Raw genomic sequence first — 25,591 nt, 5'->3', positions numbered from 1 at the left:
TCCCCGACGCGATACCCGTTGCGGGGGCCGGAAACCGGGATGAGCCCGACCGGTCCGGCCGAGTACGGTGTCCCGGGCCGCGCGGGAGGGGTGGAAACGTGGAGCAGGGGCAGCGTCACCACGGCAGGGTGCTCGTCTTCGACGCCGACGACACGCTCTGGGAGAACAACGTCCTGTTCGAGCGGGTCATCGACGACTTCCTGGCCTGGGTGGACCATCCCACCCTGGACCGGGCCGAGATCCGCGCCATCCTCGACGACATCGAGCGGGCCAACACCGTGGTCCACGGGTACGGCAGCAAGGTCTTCCTGCACAGTCTGGGGGAGTGCCTGGAGCGGCTGCGGGAACGCCCTGCCACCGAGCGGGAGCGTCGGGAGATCGACGACCTCGCGGTGGCGCTGGCCCACCACGAGGTGGAGTTGATGCCGGGCGTCGCCGATACCCTCGACGAGTTGGCCGGGCGGCACGAACTGCTCCTGCTCACCAAGGGTGATCCGGAGGAGCAGCAGCGCAAGCTGGACGCCTCCGGACTGCTGCACCACTTCCGTGCCGCGCACGTGGTCATGGAGAAGGACACCGACACCTACCGCCGCCTGGCGCGGGACCACCCCTTCGACCCGGCGGTGGCGTGGATGATCGGCAACTCCCCGAAGTCGGACATCCTGCCGGCACGGGCGGCCGGGATGGGGGCGGTGTTCATCCCGAACGACGACACCTGGGTGCTGGAGCACGCCGAGGTGGATCCGGACGACGCCGGGGTGCTGCACCTCACCGCGTTCCCGGAACTGCTCCGGCACTTCTGAACCGGGGTGGTGACGTTCTCCGGCCGGTGACGTGAGATCGTGGAGCCCTCCCACCTCGTCTCCTCCCACAAAATCGCGGATTCTGTTTTTCGACCCCGAACAGCGTCGGTGCGCCCGTTCTCGTTACATCGACATGCCGGTTGTCGCGGTAGATGTTGCTCACCATTTCGGGCGGCCGGATCTTCTTGTCCGTGGAATCGCCTTCTGCCTAATCTTGGGGCCGCGTTGCGGCTCGTCGGGGTGAGCCGGGGACGCGGCAGGAGTCCGGTGGTGGAGCACCGTGGAGCTGAGTGCATGCGGGCCGCCTCGCCACATCGGGTCCGACGTCGGGCGTCGTGCCACGCCCGGGGCCCTGAGCGGCGAAACCGCTGCCACGCCGGGCGACTGGAGGTCAGGGCCGGGGAGTTGCGGACCCGGTCCTGACCGACCATCCCGCCCTTCTTCCCGGAGTGGTCGAGGCGCGGATCTGATTTCCGGCATTCGCCAGCCGACCGATTACGTGCCCGCGAATGATGAGCCTTTTTCGGGTTGGTGCCGGGTGAAGACCGAAATGGCTGCCGGTCCGCCGCTGTCCGGCCTGGTGACCGCCGTCGGGAACCGCGCCGCAATCTGCGATGGTTCCGCTGCAGAGGAAGGCGGGGGACTGGAAATGCAGACGCCTTCCTCGTCGGGGGCGCGCGCCCCCGGGGTGGGTCCGCTGGTGCGCGGGGCGCGGTCAGCTGGTCGGCGTGCAGGTGACCGTGGGCAGGACCGGACTGCCCGATCCCGTGTACCCGAACGTGGCGATGGCGGTGGGTCCGAGCGTGGGGGCGTGCGTGGGCGGGTCGATCGTGTACTGGGTGCCGAATTTGGTGAACGTGGCGTCCCAGCCGGTGACGGTGCCCGACAGCACGGTCAGTTTGGCCTGCCACGCGATCCGGTCGGAGCTGATGTTCTTGATGGTGATCTCTGCCTGGTAGCCGTTGGCCCACGCGACCGTCGAGGTCGTGATGAGGCAGCGCAGTGGTGGCTCGTCGGTCGGGGCGGCGGTCGCGGGTGTGGCGGCGGGCGCCACGGCGATCGTTCCGAGTGCGGCAAGGACGGCGAAGCGTGCCCGGAGAGCCATGCTCGAAATATATTCCCGTCTATGTATCGCGGTAACCCTACGTTCGGGTGAGCCTGGCGACGGATCCCCGCGCACGTGGCCGGAGGACGCGCTACCTCCCGCACGGGCAGCGGCGGGCCGGGCGGGCGCTCACCCGCTCCGGGCCCCTGCCCGTCACCACTGGACGCCCGAATGTGACTGCCGGGCGGCGGGACCGGGTCCACCCGCAGCCGCTCGGTGAACCGGCCGGTCGGCCGCCGCGAACCGGACGTCGACACCCGGGCGTACGCGTCCGGGCTCGTCGCGCGGTGGAGTGCCGGGCCTGAGAGGTCAGTCGGCGTCGCCGCGCACGATCGCCACGGCGACCCGGCAGAACTCGTCCATGTCCGGGGTGAAGCCGGCGGCGATGTCGGGGTGCAGCCCGGCGCGGGTCTCGTCCAGCAGCCGCTGGCAGACCTGTTCGACCGGCTCACCGGCGTAGTCGGCGCGGACCCGGTCGCTGGCGGCCCGCAGCGCCGATGTGAGCTGCTCCTCCAGTGGGCCCCGCAGTTTCTGCTGCACGGGGTCGAGTCCCCTCGGGTCGAGGGTGACGTGTGGCTCCGGCATCGGCGCTCCCTTCGTCGGCGTCCGCGGTACCCCACCGCGGGCGTCGGTCAAACCACGGTCGGTGTCTCCGCGACCCGCACCCGGTACGAGTACTCCGCCGCCGGCTCCTCGGTGTACGACAGACGGCGGATCTGTCGGTCGTCGGCGTAGAGGGCGACGTCCACCAGCACGCCCAGGTGGGCCAGGCCGATGGTGGAGACGCGCTTCCTGGCCTGGAGGACGGCGCAGACCCCGCCGAGCAGGGTGCTGGCGTCGGAGGTGCGGTGCCCGGGTGGGCAGCGCAGGGTCAGGTCGATCTCCACCGGCCCGGTCGGCGGCGTCCATCCGGTGCGCTGCGCGGCGGCGGAGGCAGCCCGGAGCAGCGCGCGGACCCGGGTGGCCTGCCGGTGGCCGGCGGTGACGGCGGACAGGGCCTCGGTCCGGACCGGAGGCAGGCCTCCCACCTCGAACGTGAGGGCGAGAGCGTGGGTGTCCTGCACGACGGCACCTCCTCTGCTCGGATCCTGCCCAACCGGAGGTACGCGGGACGGGAGATCCGGCGATCATCCACCGATCGGGCCGGCGGGTCCCCCGGTCAGCGCTGCGGGGCGAAGGCGCAGAACTCGTTGCCCTCCGGGTCGGCCAGGATCCACCAGTCGATGTCGTCGTCCGGTTCGCGCAGCAGGGTCGCGCCGGCGTCCAGCAGCGCCGCGCAGTCGTCGTCGGTGAGGTCGACGTCCCAGTGCATCCGGTTCTTGACCGTCTTCGGCTCCGTCACCGGCGCGAAGACCCAGTACTCCCAGGGGAAACCCGTCGCGCCGGCGACCGAGGCGGCGCCGTTCCGGTCACGCTCGACCCGGCCGCCGACCACCCCGGCCCACCAGGTGGCCTGCGCGGTGGCGTCCCGGGCGTCGACGACCAGTTCGAACGGACCCGGTACGGTGCCCGGCCGGGGCGCAAAGGCACGGAACTCGTTGCCGTCCGGGTCGGCGAGCACCCACCAGCGCACCTCGTCGTCCGGTTCCCGGACCAGACGGGCCCCGGCGGCCAGCAGGTCGACCGGGTCGGACCGGTGCAGCCGCAGGTCCAGGTGGACACGGGTCCTGCGGGCGCGCGGTTCCGGAACCCGGTTCACCCAGATCGACTCGGGTCCGGGTCGGCCGGGTCGGCCGTCGACGCGGGTGTCGCCGTCGCGCAGGTCGACCACGTCGGCGTGGAGGATCCGGGCCCAGAAGCCGCCGAGGGCGTGCGGGTCGAGGGCGTCCAGGCAGAGGTCCTTGAACCGGGCGAGCGGCAGCCCGTCCCCGGAGATCCGCCCGGGAGCCCGACCGGGGGCGGAGGTCACCGCCGGCCCCGCTTGATCTCGTGGAAGGCGGGCATCCGCACCAGCGGCAGCAGCGCGTCCCACAGAAGCAGAGCCTCCTCGGCGTCGGGCACCTCGGTCACGATCGGCCCGTGCACGCCCCGGTCGGCGTCGGGCAGGGTCAGCACCGGCGAGCCGATGTCCGGGCCCGCCGAGGCGTACGCCAGCGCGTGCGACTCCCGTACCGCCTCGTCCCAGCGGTCGTCGTCGAGGGCCGGCGCGTCCGCCCGGAGGCCGGCCGCGTCGACGGCGTCGGCGACCGCCCGGTCGGAGAGGGGGTTGCCGGCGTCGTGGCTGCGTGCGCCGAGCTCGGCGTAGAAGCGGGCGGCGTCGTCACCGCGTCCCTCGGCGCGCAGCGCCTCGACCAGCCGCAGGGCCCGGCTGGAGGCGGCGATCGCCTCGGCGAACTTCGGGGCGCCCCGGCCCTCGTTGAGGATGGCGAGGCTGAACGCCCGCCACTCGATACGCAGGTCGCGGGCCTGACCCACGGTCACCAGCCAGCGGGAGGTCCGCCAGGTGTGCGGGCAGGCCGGGTCGAAGAAGAAGGTGACGTCCATCGGCCGAGCGTAGACGCCACCTGATCTCCCCGCAGGTTCGAGGTTTCGTCCGTTAATGTCCGGTTATTGGGGCACCGGGGTCGCTCATGTTTCGCCGCCGGACGTTACGGGCAGTGAGGGGGCCACGAAACGCCCGTGGGACGACCGGCGATCCGCAACCGGTGCCGTCCCGCATCGTCTCGCCGCGCGCCGGGGCGCGGTTCCCATCCCCGGTACGTGCCGTAGGAGAGGGGGAGGGGCGAATGAGCGAGCCTGACGGTGCCGGCGTCCGGCGCCGGTCCCGGGCCCGCGCGGTGGCGGTGGCCACCGCGTTGACGCTGCTGGCGCCGACCGCCGCGTGCAGTTCCGGTGGGGACGGCGGACCGCCGACGATCAACCTGTACTACCCGCCGGAGCAGAACCTGCAGAAGGTGGTCGACGACTGCAACGCGCAGGCGCAGGGGCGGTACCGGATCGCGTACCAGGTGCTGCCCCGGCAGGCCGACGAGCAGCGGGTGCAGATGGTCCGGCGGCTCGCCGCGCAGGACAGCGGCATGGACGTGCTCGGTCTCGACGTGACCTGGACCCAGGAGTTCGCCAGCGCGGACTGGATCCGGGAATGGACCGGCGAGGACCGGACCGAGGTCGAGCAGGGCACCCTGGAGGGCCCGTTGGCCACGGCCCGCTACGAGGACAAGCTCTTCGCCGCGCCGAAGAACACCAACGTGCAACTGCTGTGGTACCGCGCCGACCTGGTGCCGCAGCCGCCGAAGACCTGGGACGAGATGATCGAGCAGGCCCAGGCGCTGAAGGACCAGGGCAAGCCGCACCAGGTGCTCACCATGGGCGCGCAGTACGAGGGCCTGGTCGTCCTCTACAACACCATGGTCGCCAGCGCGGGCGGTGAGATCGTCAGCTCCGACGGCGAGAAGGCCGTGATGGACGACGGCGCGGTGCGCGCCCTGGAGCAGCTCAAGCGGCTGGCGACCTCGGGCGTGGTCTCCCCGTCGTTCAGCAACGCCACCGAGGACCCGGTCCGGTTGGAGTTCCAGTCCGGCAACGGCGCGTTCCAGGTCAACTGGCCCTTCGTCTACCCGGCGTTGCAGGAGGCCGACCCGGAGCTGGCCAAGCAGGTCAAGTGGGCCCGGTACCCGGGGGTCGACCCGAACACGCCGAGCCGGGCCACCATCGGTGGGATCAACATGGCGGTCAGCGCCTACTCGAAGTACCCGGAGGAGTCCTTCGACGCGGCCAAGTGCATCCGCAACGAGCAGAACCAGAAGTTCTCCGCCGTCAACGACGGGGTTCCGCCGACCATCGAGGCGGTCTACGACGACCCGGAGATGGCCGAGGCGTACCCGATGAAGGAGACGATCCTGGAGGAGCTGAAGGAGCCGTCGACCCGGCCCCTCACCCCGGCGTACCAGAGCATCTCCACGGTGATGTCGGCGATCCTCTCCCCGCCGTCGGGCATCGACCCGGAGCGGACCGCGGACGAGTTGCGCGGGGCGGTCTCCGACGCCCTGGAGTCGAAGGGGGTCCTGCCGTGACCGGCACGGAGGTGACCGAGAAGACCGGTCGACACGCGGCCGGTCCCGGCCGGTCCGGGCGTCGGGGCAGGGCGGCGCTGAGCGAGAACAAGAAGGCCGAACGGAAGCTCGGCTGGCTGCTGTGCGCTCCGGCCGCGCTGGTCATGGTCGCGGTGACCGCGTACCCGATCCTGTACTCGGTCTGGCTGTCGTTGCAGCGCTTCGACCTGCGGTTCCCCGACGAGCGGGAGTTCGTGGGGCTGGAGAACTACGCCACCGTGCTGACCAACGAGTTCTGGTGGACGGCGTTCGGGGTGACCATGCTGATCACGGTGGTCACGGTGGCGATCGAGCTGGTGCTCGGCATGGGCCTGGCGATCCTGATGCACCGTACGCTGGTCGGCCGGGGCATCGTCCGGACCGCCGCGCTGATCCCGTACGGGATCGTCACGGTGGTGGCCGCGTTCTCCTGGCGCTACGCCTGGACGCCGGGCACCGGCTACCTGGCGAACCTGTTCGGCGAGGGCGCGCCGCTGACCGAGCGGGCCAGCTCACTGGCGATCATCATGCTCGCCGAGATCTGGAAGACCACGCCGTTCATGGCGTTGCTGCTGATGGCGGGGCTGGCGCTGGTGCCGGAGGACCTGCTCAAGGCGGCCTCCACCGACGGCGCGACCGCCTGGCAGCGGTTCACCAAGGTGATGCTGCCGGTGATGAAGCCGGCGATCCTGGTCGCCCTGCTGTTCCGCACGCTGGACGCGTTCCGGGTCTTCGACAACATCTACGTGCTCACCGCGGGCGGCAACGAGACCTCGTCGGTGTCGATGCTGACCTACAACAACCTGATGCGGGGGCTGAACCTCGGCATCGGATCGACGATGTCGGTGCTGATCTTCCTCACCGTGGCGGTCATCGCCTTCGTCTTCGTGAAGCTGTTCGGTACCGCTGCCCCCGGCAGCGACGAGGGGGAGAGGCGCTGAGATGGCCGACACCACCACCCGTGCGAAGCTGCGCTGGGGCCTGCTGGACGTCATCGTCGTGGTCTTCGCGCTGATCCCGGTGCTCTGGATCGTGTCGCTGTCGTTGAAGACCCCGGCGACGCTCACCGACGGGAATTTCATCCCCCGGGAATGGACCCTGGAGAACTACCGGACGATCTTCCAGACCGACCAGTTCGTCCGGGCCCTGGTCAACTCGATCGGGATCGCCCTGATCGCCACGTTCATCGCGGTGGTTCTCGGCGCGATGGCCGCGTACGCGATCTCCCGGCTGGACTTCCCGGGCAAGCGGCTGCTGGTCGGGGTGTCCCTGCTGATCGCGATGTTCCCGCAGGTCTCCCTGGTGTCGCCGCTGTTCGAGATCGAACGGCAGCTCGGCATCTTCGACACCTGGCCGGGGCTGATCCTGCCGTACATCACGTTCGCGTTGCCTCTCGCGATCTACACGCTGTCGGCGTTCTTCAAGCAGATCCCGTGGGACCTGGAGAAGGCGGCGAAGATGGACGGCGCCACGCAGGGCCAGGCGTTCCGGCGGGTCATCGCCCCGCTGGCCGCGCCGGGGCTGTTCACCACGGCGATCCTGGTCTTCATCTTCTGCTGGAACGACTTCCTCTTCGCCATCTCGCTGACCTCCACCGAGCGGTCCCGGACGGTGCCGGTCGCGCTCTCCTTCTTCACCGGCGAGTCGCAGTTCGAGGACCCCACCGGGGCGATCTGCGCCGCCGCCGTGATGATCACCATTCCGATCATCCTCTTCGTCCTCTTCTTCCAGCGCCGCATCGTCTCCGGCCTGACCAACGGTGCCGTCAAGGGATAGGTGAACAACTCGTGGCTGAGATCGTGCTCGACAAGGTGAGCAAGAAGTTCCCGGACGGCACCGTGGCCGTCTCCGACGTCGACCTGGAGATCGCCGACGGCGAGTTCGTGATCCTGGTCGGCCCCTCCGGCTGTGGGAAGTCCACCACCCTCAACATGATCGCCGGACTGGAGGACATCAGCTCCGGTGAGCTGCGCATCGGTGGCCAGCGGGTGAACGACAAGGCCCCCCGGGACCGGGACATCGCGATGGTGTTCCAGTCGTACGCGCTGTACCCGAACATGACCGTCCGGGAGAACATGGCCTTCCCGCTGCGGCTGGCGAAGCTGGACAAGGCGACCATCGACCAGAAGGTCGAGGAGGCGGCGAAGGTCCTGGAGCTGACCGCGCTGCTGGACCGCAAGCCGGCCAACCTCTCCGGCGGTCAGCGGCAGCGGGTGGCGATGGGCCGGGCCATCGTCCGGCAGCCGAAGGCGTTCCTGATGGACGAGCCGTTGTCCAACCTGGACGCCAAGCTGCGGGTGCAGATGCGCACCGTGGTCTCCCGGTTGCAGAAGAAGCTCGCCACCACCACCGTCTACGTCACCCACGACCAGACCGAGGCGATGACCCTCGGCGACCGCGTGGTGATCATGCGCGGTGGGGCGATCCAGCAGGTGGGGCCGCCGCAGCAGCTCTACGACCACCCGCGCAACCTCTTCGTCGCCGGGTTCATCGGCTCGCCGTCGATGAACTTCCTGCACGCGGCGGTGGAGGAGGGCCGGCTGCGTACCGCGCTGGGTGACGTGCCGCTCGGCGACCGGATGCGGCGGGAACTGGAGGGCGCCGACGCCCCCCGGGAGCTGATCCTCGGTATCCGGCCGGAGCACTTCGAGGACGCCGAGCTCGTTGACGACGACACCCGCCAGCGGGGCATGGAGTTCGAGGCGCCGGTCGACATCGTCGAGTCGATGGGCTCGGACAAGTACGTCTACTTCACCGTCGAGGGGGAGCGGGCCAGCGCGGCCGAGCTGGAGGAGCTGGCCGCCGACACCGGCGCGGACTTCGCGGGGGCCGGCTCCAGCCTGGTGACCCGGCTGTCGGCCGAGTCGACGGTGACCGAGGGCGAGAACCGGCGGGTCTGGTTCAACCTGGAGAAGATCCACCTGTTCGACCCGACGAACGGGCGCAACCTCACGCTGCACGAGGGCCGCTCGGCCGGCGCGCTCGCCGGCTGAGGTGCCTGCAGGGGCCCCCTGTTCGGCAGAAAGCGGTAACAGGGGGCCCCTCCTCACAACTCTCCCGGCGCTCGGGAGCTGTGCTCAGGCGCGCTCAGGCGCGGCGGCGGGCCGGCTCCGGGACGTCGGCGTCGATCCGCTCCCGGCGTACCCGCTCGTCGATCGGCTGGTCCTCGACGACCTCGTCCCGGGCCAGCCGGACCCGCTCGACCGGGACCTGGTCCTTGCGGATCACCGGGTGCTCACGCCGCAGCGTCAGCTCCCGCTCCGCCTCGCCGATGTCCGGGCGCACGTCCCGGTCGGTCGAGGTGACCGGCGTTCGTTCCACCCGCACCTCGTCGTGCTCGACCGGGACGGTGGTGTGCACGTCCTCGGTGACGACGTACTTGTGCAGTCGGGCGCTGCCCGCCGGCTCGCTCTCCGTGCCGACCCGCAGCCGCTCCTCGGAGCGGACGAGCTCCTGCTGGTCCTGCGGCTGGCGGCGTCCCTGCGGGCGGGGCGGAGGCTTCGGCTTGGGAGTCGGCTGGCCCATGCCGTAGTGCGCGTAGAGCTGGGCGATCTGGTCCGCGCCGATGGGCTGGTCCGTGCCGGTGTCGACCGTCGGCGCGCTCTTGACGGTCGCCTTGTCGTACGGCAAGGAGAGACGGCCCTCCTCGATCCGGGCCGTGGTGAGCGGGGCCATCGACTCGTGATGCCCCATGACACCCGTCTTCACGCTGACCCAGGTGGGCTCTCCGGCGGCGTCGGCCCACACCTGGCCCACGCTGCCGACCCGGGCGCCCGACCGGTCCTGGACGTCCTGGCCGTACAGCGAGCGGACCTGCTGTTCGGTGAGATTCATGGTCGTCCTCCTTCTCGGGTTCACGGCCCGCGTACCCGGCGGGCCCCGGCCCACACCCACCGCTGCCGGCCCGGTTCGCGGAGCCCCGCCGTCGCCCCGCCGCCTCGTCGCCGCGCCGGGGGTGCGGCGTGCCGTGGGAGCCCCGGTTGAGGCATGAGCGCCGCCTGAACGGGGACTCGCCGCACCGACGTGTTCGTGACGTGTGCGACGAGAGGACTGTCATGACGACCTCCAAGCGTCCCGTCCGGGCCGGCACCGCGCCGTACGACCAGCCGGTGCGTGGTGCCCCGACGGAGGCCAAGACCAGTGCCGCGGCGACGTTCGCTCTGGTCTTCGGCGTCGCCGCCCTGATCAGCGTGTTGACCGCGATCCTCGCCTCGGTCGGCCTGGTGCTCGGCATCATCGGCATCGTGCTCGGCGTGGTCGGGTTGCGGATGGCGACCCGACCCGGAGTGACCGGGCGCGGGGTGGCCATCGGCGGCCTGGTGCTGAGCATCCTGGCGGTGGTGCTCGGGCTGGCGCTGGCCGCCGGGGTCAGCACGTTCGTCAACAACGAGGGGGCGGTCGACCGGCTGGAACGGCGGGTGTCGGACCTGCGGGACAAGCTGCCCCGCTGAGCCGGGGGCGGTGCCACGCCACCCGGGCGGACGGCACCGCCGTCGGGCGGGCGGCACTGTCGTCGCGGCGTCCGGGACGGGATAGGTTGCCTCCTGTGACCGCTCCCCGCCCGACGCCGCCACTCGGGACCCGGCCCCCGGTCGACCCCGACGCCGTCCCGTCCAGTCGTCCCGGTCTGCCGGTCTGGCCGCTGTACCTGATGTTCGGATTGGCGCTGGTCTGGTGGCTGCTCGGCGGGCTCTACCTGCTCTGGGCGCCGCTGGCGGTGGTGCTGGCGGCGGTCCTGCTGGTCCACGGCCGGGTGCGTCTGCCCAGCGGGTCCGTGCTCTGGATCCTGCTGGTGGCGCTCATGGCGCTCAGTTTCCTCCGGCTCGGCGGCAACGGGCTGGTCGGGTACGTGCTGCGGTTCGGGTTCGTCGTGGCGGCGTTCATCGTCTACCTCTACGTGTACAACGCCGCGCGCAGCGGGGTGTCGTGGCAGGCGCTGTTCCATCCGTTCTGCCTGTTCTGGCTGACGGTGGTGGCCCTGGGGTGGCTCGCGGTGATCGCCCCGAAGCTCTCCCTGACCACCCCGGTCGAGATGCTGCTGCCCCGGAGCATCTCCGGGGAGCGGATGGTGCAGGCCCTGACCCACATCAAGGCGACCGAGCACAATCCGCTGAGTCGTAACCCGTACTACCGGACGGCGGCGCCGTACCCGTACACCAACAACTGGGGCACCGGGTTCGCGGTGATGGTGCCCTGCGTGCTGGCGTACATCACGTCGTTCCGGCGTGGTCTGATGCGGACGGCGCTGATCGTGTCGTTGCCGTTGGCGTTGGTGCCGGCCTTCCTCACCCTGAACCGGGGCATGTTCGTGGGGGTCGGCATCGGCCTGTGCTACGTCGGTGTGCGCGCGTTGCTCCGGGGCGACGTGCGCATCATCGCCTCCATCGGGGCGGTGGCGGTCGTGGCCGTCCTGGTGACGTTCTTCGTGCCGGTCGGCGACCTGATCAGCAACCGGGTGGAGAACACCGACTCGACCACCGACCGGTTGGACATCTACCGCCGGACGCTCGCCGCCGTCGCGGAGTCACCGCTGCTGGGTTACGGCGCCCCGCAGTTCGTGGACACCATCAAGGTGGCGGAACCGCTCGGGACGCAGGGCCAGATCTGGCTGATCATGTACAGCCACGGCGTCCCGGCGTTCCTCGCGCTGGTGCTGTTCTTCGTCGTCGTGGCCCGGCGGCTGGCCACCGCCGTGTCGCCCGGGGGCGTCTGGCTCAGCGCCGTGCCCGTGGTGGCGTTGGGGGTGACCCCGTTCTACGGCTACACCGACATCAACCTGTCGGTGATGTTCTTCGCCATCGGTCTCGCGATGGCGGCCGTCGACGGGCCGGTCAACCGGCCCACGCTCCGGCCGACCCGGACCTGACCGTGCACCCGGGTTCGTGCGACGTCCCGGCCGGACCGACCAGCCCGCCGGTCCGGGCGCCCGCCCGGGCGGCCCGCCCCCTGATCGCGCTACGCCAGCACCGGGGCTGACGGAGCGCGATCCCCCGTTCAGGTTCGCCGACCCCGGTCGATGACTGACGTCGACCGGCGCCGATGGAAGAAGCATCACGCCGGACGGGTCGGCCGGACGCCGAGCGGGCCGGAACTTGCGGAAAACTTGAGCACAAATCCATCGATGACGGTCAAGGCAGTGGGTAATCCTCAGGAAAGGCCGGATCCGCGGCCAGTCCCCGATGGTGGCGTCACTGACCAGCGCGGCGTCGAGCATGCCAGCCCGACCCGGTGACCCGCGTGGTGTTTCACGCAGCGGTCACCGGGTAGTCGCCGGAGCTGATCAGCAGAAGGAGGGGACCCCCGATGGACGGTCAGGTCAAGGTCGCGGTGATCTACTACAGCGCGACGGGCATCACGTACCAGATGGCGCAGGCGGCGTGCGAAGCCGCCGGTGAGGCCGGCGCCGAGGTGCGGCTGCGCAAGGTGCGTGAGTTGGCGCCCGAGGAGGCGATCCGGTCGAACTCCGGCTGGCACGCCCACCACCTGGAAACCCAGGACGTGCCCGAGGCTGAGCTCGACGACCTCTCCTGGGCCGACGTGGTGATCTTCGGCTCGCCCACCCGGTACGGCATGGTCGCCGCGCAGCTCAAGCAGTTCATCGACACCAGCGGGCCGCTCTGGGCGCAGGGCGCGCTGGCCGACAAGGTCTACACCGGGTTCTGCTCCACCGCGACCGCGCACGGTGGCCAGGAGGCGACGCTGCTGTCGCTGTACACCACCTTCTACCACTGGGGTGGGATCGTGGTGACCCCCGGCTACACCGACCCCAGCCAGTTCGTCTCCGGGAACCCCTACGGCGCCTCCCACACCAGCAACAACGGCGAGGTCGCCCCGGACCACGTCGCGCTGGCGGCGACCGCGCTGACCGCGAAGCGCGCGGTGCAGATCGCCACCCGGCTGAAGCAGGGCACGGCGGGCTGAACGGTGACCGGTGGCCCGGACGGGGGCTCTCGGCCCGTCCGGCACCACCGGTCGCGTCCTGCCCTACCCCCGTCGCGGCGACATATGCGCCGGCGTCGGCAGCAGATGACCGAGCAGGTCGGTCAAGACGGTCATGCCGTCGGCGCTGAGCACCGACTCCGGGTGGAACTGCACCCCGGCCAGACTCCGGCCGCGCACCGCGTGGACGGCCCCGTCCGCCCCGTCCCGGGCCACCTCCACCGGCCCGTACGCGGTGTCCAGCCGGTCGGTGTCGGCCAGCGCGGTGAACGTCGAGTAGAAGCCGACCCGCGCGACGGTGCCGAACAGCTCCACCTCCCGCTGGAGGCCCTGGTAGGGGGACGCGCGGCGGTGCAGCCGGAACCCCAGCAGGCCACACAGGAGCTGGTGGCCGAGACAGACCGCCAGGGTCGGCCGGCCGGCGTCCAGCAGGGTCCGCAGCGTGCTCCGCAGCGCCACCATCTTGTCGCCGTCGGCGCGCGGGTCACCGGGGCCGGGTCCGACCACCACCAGGTCGTGGCCGTCGACCGGGCCGGGCCGGTGCCACGGCCGCAGCTCGACGCCGAGCCCGAGGGCGGTGAGCTGGTGGGCGAGCATGCCGGTGAAGGTGTCCTCCCCGTCGACGATCAACGCCCGGAGGCGGGGCGGGACGGGGGCCGGGGCGCGCTGGTCGAGCCAGAAGCGGGCCAGCCGGTCGTTGCGGGCGGCCAGCGCGGCACGGACGTCGGCGTCGTCGGCGAGGCGGGTCACCGGCTCCGGGCCGGGCGTCGGGGCGTCCGGGCGCAGGCCGAGCGCGGCGAGCACCCCGGCGGCCTTGGCGTGCGTCTCGGCCACCTCACCGTCGGCCGTGGAGTGGCGCACGAGCGTCGCCCCGACCGGCACCCGCAGCTCGCCGTCCGGGGTGAACTCGGCGGTCCGGATGAGGATCGGCGCGTCCAGCGTCTGCCGTCCGGCGGTGTCCCGGCCGAGCAGCGCCAGCACTCCGGCGTAGTACCGGCGGCCGGTGCGTTCGTGCCGGGCGATGACCCGGCAGGCGTTCTCGATCGGGCTGCCGGTGACGGTCGGGGCGAACATCGTCTCCCGCAGCACCTCGCGGACGTCCCGGGTGCCCCGGCCGGCGAGCAGGTACTCGGTGTGCGCGAGGTGGGTCATCTCCTTCAGGTACGGCCCGACGACCTGGCCACCCTGTTCGGCGACGGTGGCCATCATCTTCAGTTCCTCGTCGAGCACCATGTACAGCTCCTCGACCTCCTTGTCGTCGGCGAGGAACCGCAGCAGCGCGTTCCGGTCGGCGACCCCGCCGGTGTACCGGAAGGTGCCGCTGATCGGGTTCATCATGACCAGCCCGTCGTCGACGCTGACGTGCCGTTCCGGGGTGGCGCCGACCAGGACCCGGGTGCCGGTGTGCACCAGGAAGGTCCAGTAGGCGCCCCGTTCGGCCACCAGCAGCCGGCGCAGCGCGGCCAGCGCGGCGGTCAGCGGCGGTCCCTGCACCCGGGCCCGCAGGGTGCGGTGGACGACGAAGTTCGCCCCCTCGCCGCGCCCGATCTCCTCGCGCAGCACCCGCTCGACGATCGCGGCGTACTCCTCGTCGTCGAGGTCGAACGCGGCCCCGGTGGTGACCACCGGGGTGTCCGGCAGGGCACGCAGCGCCTCGGTCAGGGGGCTGCGTCCCGCTCCGGTGATCTCCAGGCACTCCAGCGGGGTGCCGTCGTCGACGCAGGCGAAGCCCCGCTCGGTGATCTGCCGGTACGGCACCAGGGCGAGCGTGCGGGGGCCGGGGTCGCCGGCGGGTAGCGGGATGTCGGCGAGCCGCCCGACCGGGCGTACCGTGCCGGTGAACAGCTCCAGGTGGTCGCCGTCCGCGCGGCGCAGCAGCGCGAACGGGCCGGGGTCGCCGCCGGCGGCCACGACGGCGGTCAGCGCGGTGAGGTCGGTCATCGGTGGGTGTCTCCTCGGGCCGGGGCCGCCATGGGCGTCCGGGGCCGGTGGGAGCACCGGTGGCCGCCTCGGGGGCGGCCAGGTGGGGAAGTTATCCGCGCTGGGGGACCGCCGGGTCGGCGGGCCACCAGGAGGTCAGGTGCGCGGTCACGTCCGTCAGCCTACGCGGTGGGCCGGGCGGTGGGGAAGGCACCGGCAACCGGGCGGGGCGGGGGTGTCCGGTCCGGGCTTCGGCGGGTGGCGGGTTGGGTACGGTGACCGGCGATGAACATTCTCGCTCTGGACCTGGGCACCTCGTCGGTGCGTGGGCTCGTGCTCGACGAGCGGACCGTGCCGCTGCCCGGCGCGCTGGCCCGACGCAGGATGCGGCTGGCGGTCGGCGACGATGGCGAGGGCACGCTGGACGCCCCCGGATACCTGGCCTGCCTGATCGAGTGCCTGGACGAGTTGCAGGCCGCCGGGCACCTGCGCGACGTCGGCCTGGTGGCGATCTCCGCGCAGTGGCACTCGGTGCTGCCGCTGGACGCCGCGGGTGAGCCGCTCGGGCCGGTGCTGACCTGGCTGGACACCCGCCCGGAGCCGCCCGGCGACCGGCCGGGGCCGGCCGACGCCGACGCCTTCCACCAGCGCACCGGCACCTGGTGGCACCGTTGCTACTGGACGGCGCGCCTGCCCTGGCTGCGGGCCCGGACGCCGGCGGCCCGGTTCGTCGGGCTGGCCGAGTACGTCCTCGGCGCGCTGCTCGGCGAGGTGCCGATGTCCGTGTCGCAGGCGTCCGGCACGGGCCTGCTCGACCTGTGTCGTCTCGTCTGGGACGCCGAGGCGTGCGAGCTGGCCGGCGTCCGGCCCGGGGAGCTGCCGGGGCTCGCCCCGGCCGGTTGGCGGGGGCGGCTGCTGCCGGAGTTCGCCCGGCGTTGGCCGGGGCTGGCCGGGGCGGCGTGGAGCGCGCCGATCGGCGACGGCGCGGCGTCCAACGTCGGGTCGGGTTGCGTCGACCCGCGACGGGCCGCGGTCACGGTCGGGACGTCCGCGGCGGTACGGCTGGTCCAGCGGATCCCGGCGGGCGCACCGCTGCCGCCCCTGCCGGAACGGCTGTGGCGGTACCGGGTCGACCACGACCACGTGGTGACCGGGGCCGCGTACTCCTCCGGCGGCAACCTGTTCGCCTGGGCGAAGCGGGAGCTGCGCCTGCCGGAGGGCGCGGAGCTGGCCGCCGCGCTGGACCGGTTGCCGCCGGGCGGCGGCGTGCCGGCCGACCCCCGGTTCGGCGGTGACCGGCCGCCCGGCCTCGCCCCGGCCGGCACGGGGACGCTGGGCGGGCTGACCTTCTCCACCACGGCGGTGGAGATCCTGGCCGGACTGATGACCGGGGTCTGCGCCCAGGTCGCCCGGGACCTCGCCGAGATCGAGTCCACTGTGCACCAGCCGGTGGAGGTGGTGCTCGGTGGGGGAGCGGTGGCCGCGTCGGCCTGGTGGCGGCGGGCCTTCGCCGCCGCGCTCGCCCCCCGTCCGGTGGGGCACCAACCGAACCCGGAGATCGGTGCGACGGGCGCTGCCCTGGTCGCCCTCGGCCGGTTGGCGGATCCGGCCGACCCGACGGTCATCGGCCGGACGGATGATCGGCGCTCACCGGGGCCGGCAGGAGGATTACGTCCCTGAGTCTGTCGTATGGCTGGACCGTTGACAGTATGTTCTGGCCTGGTTGGATGAATTCCGCTCCCCGACTCGCGGCGGACGCGAGGCACCTAGGAGGCGTGTGTGGGGACGGGTCCGCACCCGGTGGAGCACGCGGTGTCGAACCACCGCCGCCGCCGACTCGACGTTCGGGTGGTACCGCACCGGCGTCGATCCCCGTTCCGCCTGCGGGACTGGCGGATGCGGTCCAAGCTCGCCGCCGTGCTGCTCATCCCGTCGGTGGCGTTCCTCGTGCTGGCCGGGGTGCAGACCCGGGGCCTGGTCGGCCAGGCCGGGGTGCTCAACGGCTTCGCCGAGCAGGTGACCATCGGTCGGGAGATCACCGACATGACGCACCAGCTCCAGCAGGAACGGGACCGCACCGCCGGTGAGCTGGCCGGGATGCGGGTGACCGGGGTGGAGTCGGTGCGCAGCGACCCGGTGGCGACGCTGAAGCCGTTGCAGGCCGCGACGGACGCGGCGATGCAGCGGCTCCGGCGGGCCGCCGAACCGCTGGCGGACGCCGACGCGGCGTGGCGGGTGTCGTACTCGGAGGTGCTGGAGGCCTACGAGCAGGTCGTCTACATCCGGTCGGCGATCGCCCCGGGCGTGCTCAGCAGCGAGACGATCCTGGGCAACTACCACCGGCTCATCGACGAGCTGCTCAACCTGCTGGCCGAGCCGTCACCGGGGCCGGACGCGCCCGCGCTCAGCGACGCGGTGCTGCGGTACGTGCAGCTGGCCCGGGTCAAGGAGCTCTCCTCCCGGATCCGGGCGCAGCTCTACGTCGCCGGTCGCGCCGGCCGCTACGGCGCGGAGGACCAGGTCTTCCTGACCGACCTGCGGGCCCAGCAGCTCACCGCGCTGGGCGCCTTCCGGGTGGCGGCGACCGCCGACCAGATCCGCCGGTACGACCAGACCTCGCTGGATCCGGCGTTCGTGTCGGCGACCCGGCTGGAGGAGCAGAGCCTGCCGGTGGGCGGGGCCGACCCGGCCGTCCTGCCGGCGACCCAGTGGTGGGCGGCCAGCGAACAGCGCCACGAGCTGTTGCGGCAGGTCGAGGCGGGGGTGCTGGAGGACGCGGCGACCCAGGCTGACGAGGCGCGCGGCGCGCAGCTGCGGCACACCCTGCTGGTGCTCGGTGGGATCGCCGCGGTGCTGCTGGTGGCGTTGCTGATCTCGATGCTGATCGGCCGGTCGATCGCCCGGTCGATGCGGCTGCTGCGGGGGCAGGCGCTGCGGATCGCCCAGCTCGAACTCCCCGAGACGCTGGAACGGCTGCGGACGGTCAGCGGTGGGGTCCCCGAGATCGAGGTGGCCCCGGCGGTGGTCCGCTCGCTCGACGAGATCGGCGAGCTGGCCGAGGCGTTCGTCGCGGTGCACCGGAGCGCGGTCAGCGTCGCGATGGAGCAGGCGACGATGCGTCGCAACGTCAACGCCATGTTCGTCAACCTGGCCCGGCGCAGCCAGGTCCTGGTCGAGCGGCAGCTGGAGCTGCTGGACGAGCTGGAACGGGAGGAGAGCGACCCGGACCAGCTGGAGAACCTGTTCAAGTTGGACCATCTGGCCGCGCGGATGCGTCGTAACGACGAGAGCCTGCTGGTGCTCTCCGGTGCGGAGACGCGTCGCCGGTGGAACTGGCCGGTCGGGCTGGGATCGGTGCTGCTCGCCGCCGGTGCCGAGATCGAGCAGTACCAGCGGGTGCGGCACGAGTCCGTGGCGGACCTGTACGTCGTCGGGCACGTGGTGGGGGAGCTGGTGCACCTGCTGGCCGAGCTGCTGGAGAACGCCACCGCGTTCTCCCGGCCGGACACCGTGGTGCGGGTGACCGTCCGCGCGGTGGCCGGCGGCGCGGTCGTCGAGATCGCCGACGAGGGGCTGGGCATGAGCCCGTCGGCCCTGGCGCAGACGAACCGGCTGCTGGCCAGTCCGCCGCCGGCCGACGTGGCGGCTTCCGAGCGGATGGGGCTGTTCGTGGTCGGGCACCTGGCGGCCCGGCACGATATCGATGTTCGACTGTGTGAGCGCGTGCCGGAGGGGCTGGTCGCCCGGGTGATGCTGCCGGCGGTGCTGTTGGCGTCGGCTCCGGAGCGGGGCGTGCACGCCACGGCGTCCCGACGGATGCTGACCGCCGCGGTGGCCGGCGCGGTGGGCGCGGCCCCGGTCACCCGACGGGCCGGTGCGGGCACGGGTACGGCCGAGCCGGACCGGGGCGACGCCGGTCGGGTCGGGTTGCCGGTCGCGGGACGGCGGCCGGACCAGCCGGCCGGGCCGCGACCGGTGCCGACGCGGGCCGAGGACGTCCTCGCCCCGCGGAACGGTTCGGCGGCGTCGCAGCCGAGCACCTGGTGGTCGCGGAAGGGGCCGCCGGCCACCACGTCGGGGGTGGGGACGCCCGCGCCCCCGGCGACCCCGGTGACCGGCGGGGTCAACGCGCGCGGGCTACCGGTGCGGGTGCCGATGGCGCAGCTCGCCGCGGTGACCCGGCCGGCGCAGCCGGCCGCGCCGACGCCGCGCCACGACCCGGACCCGGAGGCGGTCGGCGGCATGCTGTCCCGGCTCTACAGCGGGGTGCGCCGGGCCGAGGCCGAGGACGACACCAGGGAGATCACCATGCCGGACGACACCCGGGAGATCCCGGTGCCCCCGGCCGGCGTACGCAGCGAAGGGGAGCAACATTGATGACGCTGAGTCAAGAGGCACGTGATCTGAGCTGGCTGGTCAGCGCGTTCACGGAGCGGGTGCCGGGTGTCGCGCACGCGATCGTGGTCTCCTCCGACGGGTTGCTGGTGGCGATCTCCGACCACCTGCCCCGGGACCACGCCGACAAGCTGGCCGCGGTGACCTCCGGGCTGATGAGCATCGCGGCCGGGGCGGCCCAGATGTTCGACGGCGACATCGTCAAGCAGACGGTGGTGGAGATGGGGCGGGGCTACTTCCTCGTCATGCAGATCCGCGACGGCTCGATCCTGGCCACCCTGGCGGCGGGGGACGCGGACATCGGCGTGGTGGGGTACGAGATGGCCCGGCTGGCCAAGCAGGCGGGGGAGATGTTGACACCGGCGCTGCGGGCGGAGTTGCAGCAGGCGCTGCCGCGCTGACGGGGGCGGGCCGGCGTCGGTGTTCGTGCCGCGCCGGCCCGGCGGCCGTGGGCGGGGTCGCCACGACGGGCCCGTCGTCCTGTTCCGCCGGGCCCGTCCCCACGGCACGCGTTCAGATCGCGTTGTCGGCGATCACCTGGCGGTACCAGTGGGCGCTGCGCTTGAGGACACGCCGCTGGGTGGGGTAGTCGACGTAGATCAGGCCCCAGCGCTGGGCGTAGCCCTGCTCCCACTCGAAGTTGTCCATCAGCGACCACACGTGGTAGCTCTCCAGCGGCACCCCGGCGGCGACGGCGCGGTGGACGGCGGCGAGGTGGTCACGGAGGAACGAGACCCGGCCGGCGTCGTCGACGGTGTCGTCGGCGGTGAGGGCGTCGGGGGTGGGCAGGCCGTTTTCGGTGACGGTGATCGGCACCGGGCCGTAGTCGCGGGTGACCCGGGTGAGGATGTCGTACATCCCGTCGGGGAAGATCTGCTGCCAGGCGGCCACCGAGGTGGGCCAGCGCCGTTCGGTGCCACCGGTCGCGGTGACGTAGATCGGGGTGTAGTACTGGACGGCCAGCAGGTCCACCGGGCTGGCGATGGTCTCCAGGTCGCCGTCGCGGATGCCGCGGACCAGCCGGCTGTCCGGACCGAGGTCGGCCAGGACGTCGGCCGGGTAGCTGCCGGTGAAGATCGGGTCGAGGTAGAGGCGGTTCTCGTACCCGTCGTAGAGGCGGGCCGCCGTGGCGGTGGCGACGGAGTCGTCGGCCGGGTAGCACGGGTGCAGGTTGAGCGCGGGGCCGATCCGGCTGCCGCTGCCGGTGTCGCGCAGCTGTCGGACGGCGAGGCCGTGCGCGAGCTGGAGGTGGTGGGCGACCAGGTAGGCGGCATCGCTGTCCTGCCGGCCGGGCGCGTGGTGACCGGTGAGGTAGCCGTTCTGGACCACGGTCTTGGGCTCGTTGACGGTCAGCCAGGTGGGCACCCGGTCGCCGAGCGCGTCGAAGACGGTGCGCGCGTAGTCGGCGAAGCGGTGGGCGGTGTCCCGGTTCTCCCAGCCGCCGGTGTCCTGAAGGGCCTGCGGGAGGTCCCAGTGGTAGAGGGTGGCCATCGGGGTGATGCCGCGCTCGTGCAGGCCGTCGAGGAGGCGGCGGTAGAAGTCGAGACCACGCTGGTTGGGCGCTCCGGAGCCGTCGGGCTGGACGCGCGGCCAGGCGATCGAGAAGCGGTAGCTGCGCAGCCCGAGGTCGCGCATCAGGTCGAGGTCGGCGGGGTAGCGGTGGTAGTGGTCGGCGGCGACGTCGCCGGTGTCGCCGCCGTGGGTGCGGCCGGGGACACGGCTGAAGGTGTCCCAGATCGACTCGCCCCGACCGTCGTCCTTGGCCGCGCCCTCGATCTGGTATGCCGACGTCGCCGCGCCCCAACCGAAGTCCGGCGGGAACTCCAGGCCGAGCCGGGCGTCGCCGGCGGTGTCCGGGACCGGGCGGGCGCCGGTGGTCGTGGCGGTGCCCGGGGCGACATCCGGGAGAGGGGCGTCCCCGGCGCGATCGGTGGCCGCCGGGGTGACCGGGGTGGCGGTCGCCTCGGCTCCGGCGGCGGCGCCGGTGGGGGCGGCGCCCTGTGACGGGCGCTGCGTGACTATCGACATAGGACGTTCTCCTCGTGGAAACGGGCCCCGCCACCGAGCGGCCGGGAGCGCTCCCAGCATAGGGCAGGGTGAGTCGGCCGCGCTGCGCTCCGGGGGCTCCGGCGCTGGTCGCGGCAGGCGGGGGCGGGGCGGGGATCACGGCGTCGCCGGATCGTGCGGGGCGGATCCGGGCGCCGACAGCGAACGAGGCCGTCCGGGCGGCGCAAGCGCCAGTCCCGTCGGCCTCTTTTCCCTCGATGGGTGGGGGTCTAGTGTGTGGGGACGGGGAGGGCAACCCCCGTCCCCACATCTGGTGCATGTGCGCGTACGAGCGGAATGGGCGTCCTGTCGTACGCGCCGCGCGGGAGCCGGGCCACGCGAGTGGCTCTGGTTCCACCTCCCTTCGCAGTGGATGGGATCCGGCTGGCGGCGGAGTCCGGGCTGGCCCGCCGTCAGCCCTTCCGGGCTGGCACCGGTCCGTTCCCGGGAGAACGGTCCGGAGTGGACGAGTAGTGCGTGAGCATCATCGATGGAAGCGCTCCCATCGATGATGCTGCCGACTGTAACGCCCGTCACGGGTTTGTGAAAGACCCAAAATGAGATCGAAACATTTTGGGGCGTCTACCTGCGGCGACGCGCGCCGGTCATCGGGCGTTCACTCCCGGTCTTGTTACGGGAGCGCTCCCATGCCAGACTGCGACTACCGCGGAGCCAGAACGCGCGAGTGCGGGTCGCCGAGGGCAGCCGGTCTCCTCGACCGGACGGCATCCCGACGGGCACGTCGAGCGAGCAGCTCGTCGTCCCCTCAGCCCGGTCCGGGCGGGCCGACCCCCATCACCGCGCCTCCCACCCCCCGCGCACCTGTCGCGTGGAGGCGCCCGCCGTGGCCCCACCGGCCCCGGCCTGGTCCGAGGAGACATCGCGCACATGAGACAACTGGCCAGACGTCGCCGCACGGCGATGCTCGCCGCCACCACGCTGGCCATCGGCGGGGTCGCCCTGCCGGCCGGCGTCGCGCAGGCCGCACCGGCCTGCGACGTGGTCTACGCGACCAGCGACTGGAACAACGGCTTCACCGCCAACGTCACCCTCAAGAACCTCGGTGACCCGATCAACGGCTGGACGCTGAAGTTCAACTTCCCCTCCGGCCAGCGGCTCGTCCAGGGCTGGTCGGCCCGGTGGAGCCAGTCCGGCACCGAGGTCACCGCCACCAACGAGTCGTACAACGGCAGCATCCCGACCGGCGGATCCACCAGCATCGGCTTCAACGGCAGCCACACCGGCACCAACACGAAGCCCACCTCGTTCTCGATCAACGGGGTGACCTGTGGCGGCACCACGCAGCAGCCGCCGACGGTGGCGCTGTCCGTGCCGGCCGGCCCGTTCGAGGCCCCGGCCGACGTGCCGCTGACCGCGACCGCCAGCGACCCGGACGGCACGATCAGCAAGGTCGAGTTCTACCGCAACGGCCTGCTGGTCAACACCGACACCACCGCCCCGTACGGCTACACGCTGGAGGACCTGCCGGCCGGCAGCTACACCGTCCAGGCGAAGGCGTACGACAACGCCAACCTGACCGCGACCGCCGAGAAGGCCTTCACGGTCTCCCCGGGCAGCGGCCCGATCCTGGTGGCCACGCCGTCGTCGGTGAGCGTGAACGAGGGCGGCAGCTCCTCGGTCAACCTCAAGCTCAGCGGCCTGCCGTCGGCGAACGTGCCGGTGACGCTCACCCGGAGCGGGGACACCGACATCAGTGTCGCCCCGACCTCGGTGACGTTGACCCCGAGCAACTGGAACACCGGTGTCAACGTGGCGGTCAGTGCGGCGGAGGACTCCGACACCGCCGGGGGCACCGCGACCATCACCGCCTCGGCGACCGGCTACGCCCCGCTGGCGATCACCGCGACCGAGATCGACAACGACACCCCGGGTGGCGACAACGTCTACACCGCGCGGTTCCTGGAGCAGTACGGCAAGATCAAGAACTCGGGGTACTTCAGCCCCGAGGGCGTGCCCTACCACTCCATCGAGACGCTGATCGTCGAGGCGCCCGACCACGGGCACGAGACCACCAGCGAGGCGTTCAGCTTCTGGCTCTGGCTGGAGGCCAGCTACGGCCGGGTCACCCAGAACTGGGCCCCGTTCAACAACGCCTGGACGGTGATGGAGAAGTACATCATCCCGTCGCACGCCGACCAGCCCACCGCCGGCTCGCCCGGCACGGCCCAGTACGCCGCCGAGCACGACCTGCCCAGCCAGTACCCGTCGGCGCTGGAGCCGAACATCCCGGTCGGCCAGGACCCGCTGCGCGGCGAACTCCAGTCCACCTACGGCACCGGTGACATCTACGGCATGCACTGGCTGCTCGACGTGGACAACGTCTACGGCTACGGCCGGTGCGGCGACGGCACCACCAAGCCGGCGTACATCAACACCTTCCAGCGCGGCACGCAGGAGTCGGTCTGGGAGACCGTCCCGCAGCCGTCCTGCGACACCTTCAAGCACGGCGGCCAGTACGGCTACCTGGACCTGTTCGTCAAGGAGCAGAACGCCCCGGCCAAGCAGTGGAAGTACACCAACGCGCCGGACGCGGACGCCCGCGCCGTGCAGGCCGCGTACTGGGCCCTCACCTGGGCCAAGGAGCAGGGCAAGGCGGCCGACGTGGCGGCCACCGTGGCCAAGGCCGCCAAGATGGGCGACTACCTCCGGTACGCCATGTTCGACAAGTACTTCAAGAAGATCGGCAACTGCGTCGGGGCCGCCGCCTGCCCGGCCGGCTCCGGCAAGGACTCCGCGCACTACCTGATGTCCTGGTACTACGCCTGGGGCGGTGCGTACGAGGCCAACCAGAACTGGTCGTGGCGGATCGGCTCCAGCCACAACCACTTCGGCTACCAGAACCCGTTCGCGGCCTGGGCGCTGACCAACGTCAACGAGCTCAAGCCGAAGTCGCCGACCGCGAACGCGGACTGGGCGAAGAGCTTCGAGCGGCAGCTGGAGTTCTACACCTGGCTCCAGTCCGCCGAGGGCGGCATCGCCGGTGGCGCCACCAACAGCTGGGGCGGCCACTACGGCACCCCGCCGGCCGGCACCGCCACCTTCTACGGCATGTACTACGACGTCGACCCGGTCTACAACGACCCGCCGTCGAACCAGTGGTTCGGCATGCAGGCCTGGTCGATGCAGCGGATCGCCGAGCTGTACCTGGTCACCGGTAACACCAAGGCCAAGGCGCTGCTCGACAAGTGGGTGCCGTGGGCGATCGCCAACACCACCGTCGGGGCCAACTGGTCGATCCCGTCCGACATGAAGTGGACCGGCCAGCCCAACAACTGGAACCCGACCAGCCCGCAGCCGAACACCAACCTGCACGTCGAGGTCACCGTGAAGGGCCAGGACGTCGGCGTCGCCGCCGCCTACGCCCGCACGCTGATCGCGTACGCGGCCAAGTCGGGCAACGTGGCGGCCAAGAACACCGCCAAGGGTCTGCTGGACGCGCTGCACGCGGCGAGCGACGCCAAGGGCGTCTCGATGCCGGAGAAGCGTGGCGACTACCGGCGCTTCGACGACGTCTACGACGCCAGCACCGGCCAGGGCCTCTACGTCCCGCAGGGGTGGACCGGCAAGATGGCCAACGGTGACGTGATCGCCCCGGGCAAGAGCTTCGTCGACATCCGGTCCTTCTACAAGAACGACCCCGACTGGCCCAAGGTCGAGGCGTACCTCAAGGGTGGCCCGGAGCCCGTGTTCAACTACCACCGGTTCTGGGCGCAGGCCGACGTGGCCATGGCGTACGCCGACTACGGGAACCTGTTCCCGAACGGCTGACGCACCGCACTCGGGCGGGCGTCGAGGCGTCCGCCCGGGTGACCGGTCCTCCCGGGTGGACGGTGTCCACCCGGGAACCGGACCGGGCCGACGAGGGGATCAGCGGCCCGGTCCACGCGGGACGCCCGACACCCACGGTCGGGCGGTGGTGGGCCGGCCGGTCGGCACGGTGCCGGCCCACCACACCCGCCCCGTGCCGTCGCCGTCCTCGATTCCGGGTGGAAAACCTGCCCGGTGCGGGAGGACAGAAAGCCCGCGACGGAGTACCGTAGATTGCGGAGAGGCCGCTCCCCCCGTGGCGGCCTCTCCCTTTTTTCGTGCTCCCTCCCGCACGGCCCCGGCGGCGCGCTGCGGTGGTGCGGCCCGCGCGTGCGCCGGCCGCAGGCGGCGCACCTCGTCGTCCCCGCCCGGGCCGGCGGGGACGACGAGGGTCGACTCAGAGGGTGGTTTCGCCGTTGAGGCCGAAGTAGTCGTGCCATTTTTGGCCGGGTGTGAAGGTGGTGCCGGTGGAGAGTCCGACGTAGACGTCGTTGGTGGTGTTTTTGGTGAAGACGATGATGTCG

The 25,591-nt window shown here is 71.9% G+C and carries 20 protein-coding genes; 12 read left to right on the top strand and 8 right to left on the bottom strand.

Annotated features, from left to right (window positions below; genetic code table 11):
- Positions 1–128: 128 nt before the first annotated feature.
- The gene (locus QSK20_RS00100) at positions 129–803 is read left to right on the top strand and encodes an HAD family hydrolase (protein ID WP_285787156.1); all 675 of its coding nucleotides are present in this window, start codon (positions 129–131) and stop codon (positions 801–803) included.
- Positions 804–1,518: 715 nt separating this feature from the next.
- On the opposite strand, the gene QSK20_RS00095 is transcribed toward QSK20_RS00100, so the two are convergent.
- From QSK20_RS00095 to QSK20_RS00075, 5 genes are all read right to left on the bottom strand, one after another.
- Positions 1,519–1,908 carry a cellulose binding domain-containing protein gene (locus tag QSK20_RS00095; protein WP_285786491.1) on the bottom strand — a complete coding sequence of 130 codons (390 nt, stop codon included), beginning with the start codon at positions 1,906–1,908 and terminating at the stop codon, positions 1,519–1,521.
- Positions 1,909–2,217: 309 nt separating this feature from the next.
- Entirely contained in the window at positions 2,218–2,493 is a 276-nt protein-coding gene (locus QSK20_RS00090; RefSeq protein WP_285786490.1) for a hypothetical protein, read from the bottom strand.
- Positions 2,494–2,540: 47 nt separating this feature from the next.
- Entirely contained in the window at positions 2,541–2,972 is a 432-nt protein-coding gene (locus tag QSK20_RS00085; protein ID WP_285786489.1) for a RusA family crossover junction endodeoxyribonuclease, read from the bottom strand.
- 95 nt (positions 2,973–3,067) lie between these two features.
- Complete coding sequence (locus QSK20_RS00080) at positions 3,068–3,817, bottom strand: VOC family protein (RefSeq protein WP_285786488.1); 750 nt, start codon at positions 3,815–3,817, stop codon at positions 3,068–3,070.
- On the bottom strand, positions 3,814–4,392 hold the full coding sequence (locus QSK20_RS00075; RefSeq protein ID WP_285786487.1) for a DsbA family protein: 579 nt from the start codon (positions 4,390–4,392) through the stop codon (positions 3,814–3,816). Before QSK20_RS00075 ends, QSK20_RS00080 begins: the two co-directional genes overlap by 4 nt.
- 242 nt (positions 4,393–4,634) lie before the next feature.
- Between QSK20_RS00075 and QSK20_RS00070 the strand changes: the two genes are divergently transcribed.
- Genes QSK20_RS00070 through QSK20_RS00055 form a run of 4 tightly spaced genes read left to right on the top strand, consistent with a single transcriptional unit; the run spans position 4,635 to position 8,932 of the window.
- Positions 4,635–5,921 (top strand): ABC transporter substrate-binding protein, encoded by a 1,287-nt coding sequence (locus QSK20_RS00070; RefSeq protein WP_285786486.1) that lies wholly within the window; start codon positions 4,635–4,637, stop codon positions 5,919–5,921.
- Positions 5,918–6,880 (top strand): carbohydrate ABC transporter permease, encoded by a 963-nt coding sequence (locus QSK20_RS00065; RefSeq protein WP_285786485.1) that lies wholly within the window; start codon positions 5,918–5,920, stop codon positions 6,878–6,880. Before QSK20_RS00070 ends, QSK20_RS00065 begins: the two co-directional genes overlap by 4 nt.
- Position 6,881: 1 nt before the next feature.
- Positions 6,882–7,715 carry a carbohydrate ABC transporter permease gene (locus QSK20_RS00060; RefSeq protein WP_285786484.1) on the top strand — a complete coding sequence of 278 codons (834 nt, stop codon included), beginning with the start codon at positions 6,882–6,884 and terminating at the stop codon, positions 7,713–7,715.
- Between the two features lie 11 nt (positions 7,716–7,726).
- Complete coding sequence (locus QSK20_RS00055) at positions 7,727–8,932, top strand: ABC transporter ATP-binding protein (RefSeq protein ID WP_285786483.1); 1,206 nt, start codon at positions 7,727–7,729, stop codon at positions 8,930–8,932.
- Between the two features lie 94 nt (positions 8,933–9,026).
- On the opposite strand, the gene QSK20_RS00050 is transcribed toward QSK20_RS00055, so the two are convergent.
- Entirely contained in the window at positions 9,027–9,773 is a 747-nt protein-coding gene (locus tag QSK20_RS00050; protein ID WP_285786482.1) for a YsnF/AvaK domain-containing protein, read from the bottom strand.
- Between the two features lie 221 nt (positions 9,774–9,994).
- Here QSK20_RS00050 and QSK20_RS00045 point away from each other — a divergent pair, with 221 nt between their 5' ends.
- The 3 genes from QSK20_RS00045 to wrbA all read left to right on the top strand — a co-directional run bounded on the left by QSK20_RS00045 (position 9,995) and on the right by wrbA (position 12,860).
- On the top strand, positions 9,995–10,390 hold the full coding sequence (locus QSK20_RS00045) for a DUF4190 domain-containing protein (protein WP_285786481.1): 396 nt from the start codon (positions 9,995–9,997) through the stop codon (positions 10,388–10,390).
- A gap of 95 nt (positions 10,391–10,485) precedes the next feature.
- The gene (locus QSK20_RS00040) at positions 10,486–11,805 is read left to right on the top strand and encodes an O-antigen ligase family protein (RefSeq protein WP_285786480.1); all 1,320 of its coding nucleotides are present in this window, start codon (positions 10,486–10,488) and stop codon (positions 11,803–11,805) included.
- A 437-nt stretch (positions 11,806–12,242) separates the two neighbouring features.
- The gene (gene wrbA / locus QSK20_RS00035; protein WP_285786479.1) at positions 12,243–12,860 is read left to right on the top strand and encodes an NAD(P)H:quinone oxidoreductase; all 618 of its coding nucleotides are present in this window, start codon (positions 12,243–12,245) and stop codon (positions 12,858–12,860) included.
- Positions 12,861–12,923: 63 nt separating this feature from the next.
- Here the strand turns inward: wrbA and QSK20_RS00030 are convergent, their stop codons facing one another.
- Positions 12,924–14,819 carry an anthranilate synthase family protein gene (locus QSK20_RS00030; protein ID WP_285786478.1) on the bottom strand — a complete coding sequence of 632 codons (1,896 nt, stop codon included), beginning with the start codon at positions 14,817–14,819 and terminating at the stop codon, positions 12,924–12,926.
- A 264-nt stretch (positions 14,820–15,083) separates the two neighbouring features.
- On the opposite strand from QSK20_RS00030, the gene QSK20_RS00025 reads away from it, so the two are divergent.
- From QSK20_RS00025 to QSK20_RS00015, 3 genes are all read left to right on the top strand, one after another.
- Positions 15,084–16,478, top strand: a complete 1,395-nt coding sequence (locus QSK20_RS00025) for an FGGY family carbohydrate kinase (protein ID WP_285786477.1) — start codon at positions 15,084–15,086, stop codon at positions 16,476–16,478.
- A 216-nt stretch (positions 16,479–16,694) separates the two neighbouring features.
- Positions 16,695–19,175: a sensor histidine kinase gene (locus tag QSK20_RS00020; protein ID WP_285786476.1), complete on the top strand. Its 2,481-nt coding sequence runs from the start codon at positions 16,695–16,697 to the stop codon at positions 19,173–19,175.
- Positions 19,175–19,594 (top strand): roadblock/LC7 domain-containing protein, encoded by a 420-nt coding sequence (locus QSK20_RS00015; RefSeq protein ID WP_285786475.1) that lies wholly within the window; start codon positions 19,175–19,177, stop codon positions 19,592–19,594. The genes QSK20_RS00020 and QSK20_RS00015 overlap by 1 nt, the downstream gene beginning before the upstream one ends.
- 112 nt (positions 19,595–19,706) lie before the next feature.
- Here the strand turns inward: QSK20_RS00015 and QSK20_RS00010 are convergent, their stop codons facing one another.
- Positions 19,707–21,221, bottom strand: coding sequence for a GH1 family beta-glucosidase (locus tag QSK20_RS00010; RefSeq protein WP_285786474.1), 1,515 nt, complete (start codon positions 21,219–21,221; stop codon positions 19,707–19,709).
- 915 nt (positions 21,222–22,136) lie between these two features.
- On the opposite strand from QSK20_RS00010, the gene QSK20_RS00005 reads away from it, so the two are divergent.
- The gene (locus QSK20_RS00005; protein ID WP_285787155.1) at positions 22,137–25,028 is read left to right on the top strand and encodes a glycoside hydrolase family 48 protein; all 2,892 of its coding nucleotides are present in this window, start codon (positions 22,137–22,139) and stop codon (positions 25,026–25,028) included.
- Positions 25,029–25,591: the final 563 nt, after the last annotated feature.

The sequence above is a fragment of the Micromonospora sp. NBRC 101691 genome (assembly GCF_030269285.1).
Classification (GTDB): Bacteria; Actinomycetota; Actinomycetes; order Mycobacteriales; family Micromonosporaceae; genus Micromonospora; species Micromonospora echinospora.
The sequence above is the reverse complement of the archived record's forward strand: the minus strand, read 5'-3'. Positions and strand labels throughout refer to the sequence as shown.

What these genes read in the sequence shown, in the direction of transcription:
- QSK20_RS00095 (WP_285786491.1), bottom strand. Translation starts at nt 1,908, where the DNA reads ATGGCTCTCCGGGCACGCTTCGCCGTCCTTGCCGCACTCGGAACGATC.
- QSK20_RS00090 (WP_285786490.1), bottom strand. Translation starts at nt 2,493, where the DNA reads ATGCCGGAGCCACACGTCACCCTCGACCCGAGGGGACTCGACCCCGTG.
- QSK20_RS00075 (WP_285786487.1), bottom strand. Translation starts at nt 4,392, where the DNA reads ATGGACGTCACCTTCTTCTTCGACCCGGCCTGCCCGCACACCTGGCGG.
- QSK20_RS00070 (WP_285786486.1), top strand. Translation starts at nt 4,635, where the DNA reads ATGAGCGAGCCTGACGGTGCCGGCGTCCGGCGCCGGTCCCGGGCCCGC.
- QSK20_RS00060 (WP_285786484.1), top strand. Translation starts at nt 6,882, where the DNA reads ATGGCCGACACCACCACCCGTGCGAAGCTGCGCTGGGGCCTGCTGGAC.
- QSK20_RS00050 (WP_285786482.1), bottom strand. Translation starts at nt 9,773, where the DNA reads ATGAATCTCACCGAACAGCAGGTCCGCTCGCTGTACGGCCAGGACGTC.
- QSK20_RS00045 (WP_285786481.1), top strand. Translation starts at nt 9,995, where the DNA reads ATGACGACCTCCAAGCGTCCCGTCCGGGCCGGCACCGCGCCGTACGAC.
- wrbA (WP_285786479.1), top strand. Translation starts at nt 12,243, where the DNA reads ATGGACGGTCAGGTCAAGGTCGCGGTGATCTACTACAGCGCGACGGGC.
- QSK20_RS00030 (WP_285786478.1), bottom strand. Translation starts at nt 14,819, where the DNA reads ATGACCGACCTCACCGCGCTGACCGCCGTCGTGGCCGCCGGCGGCGAC.
- QSK20_RS00025 (WP_285786477.1), top strand. Translation starts at nt 15,084, where the DNA reads ATGAACATTCTCGCTCTGGACCTGGGCACCTCGTCGGTGCGTGGGCTC.
- QSK20_RS00020 (WP_285786476.1), top strand. Translation starts at nt 16,695, where the DNA reads ATGCGGTCCAAGCTCGCCGCCGTGCTGCTCATCCCGTCGGTGGCGTTC.
- QSK20_RS00015 (WP_285786475.1), top strand. Translation starts at nt 19,175, where the DNA reads ATGACGCTGAGTCAAGAGGCACGTGATCTGAGCTGGCTGGTCAGCGCG.
- QSK20_RS00010 (WP_285786474.1), bottom strand. Translation starts at nt 21,221, where the DNA reads ATGTCGATAGTCACGCAGCGCCCGTCACAGGGCGCCGCCCCCACCGGC.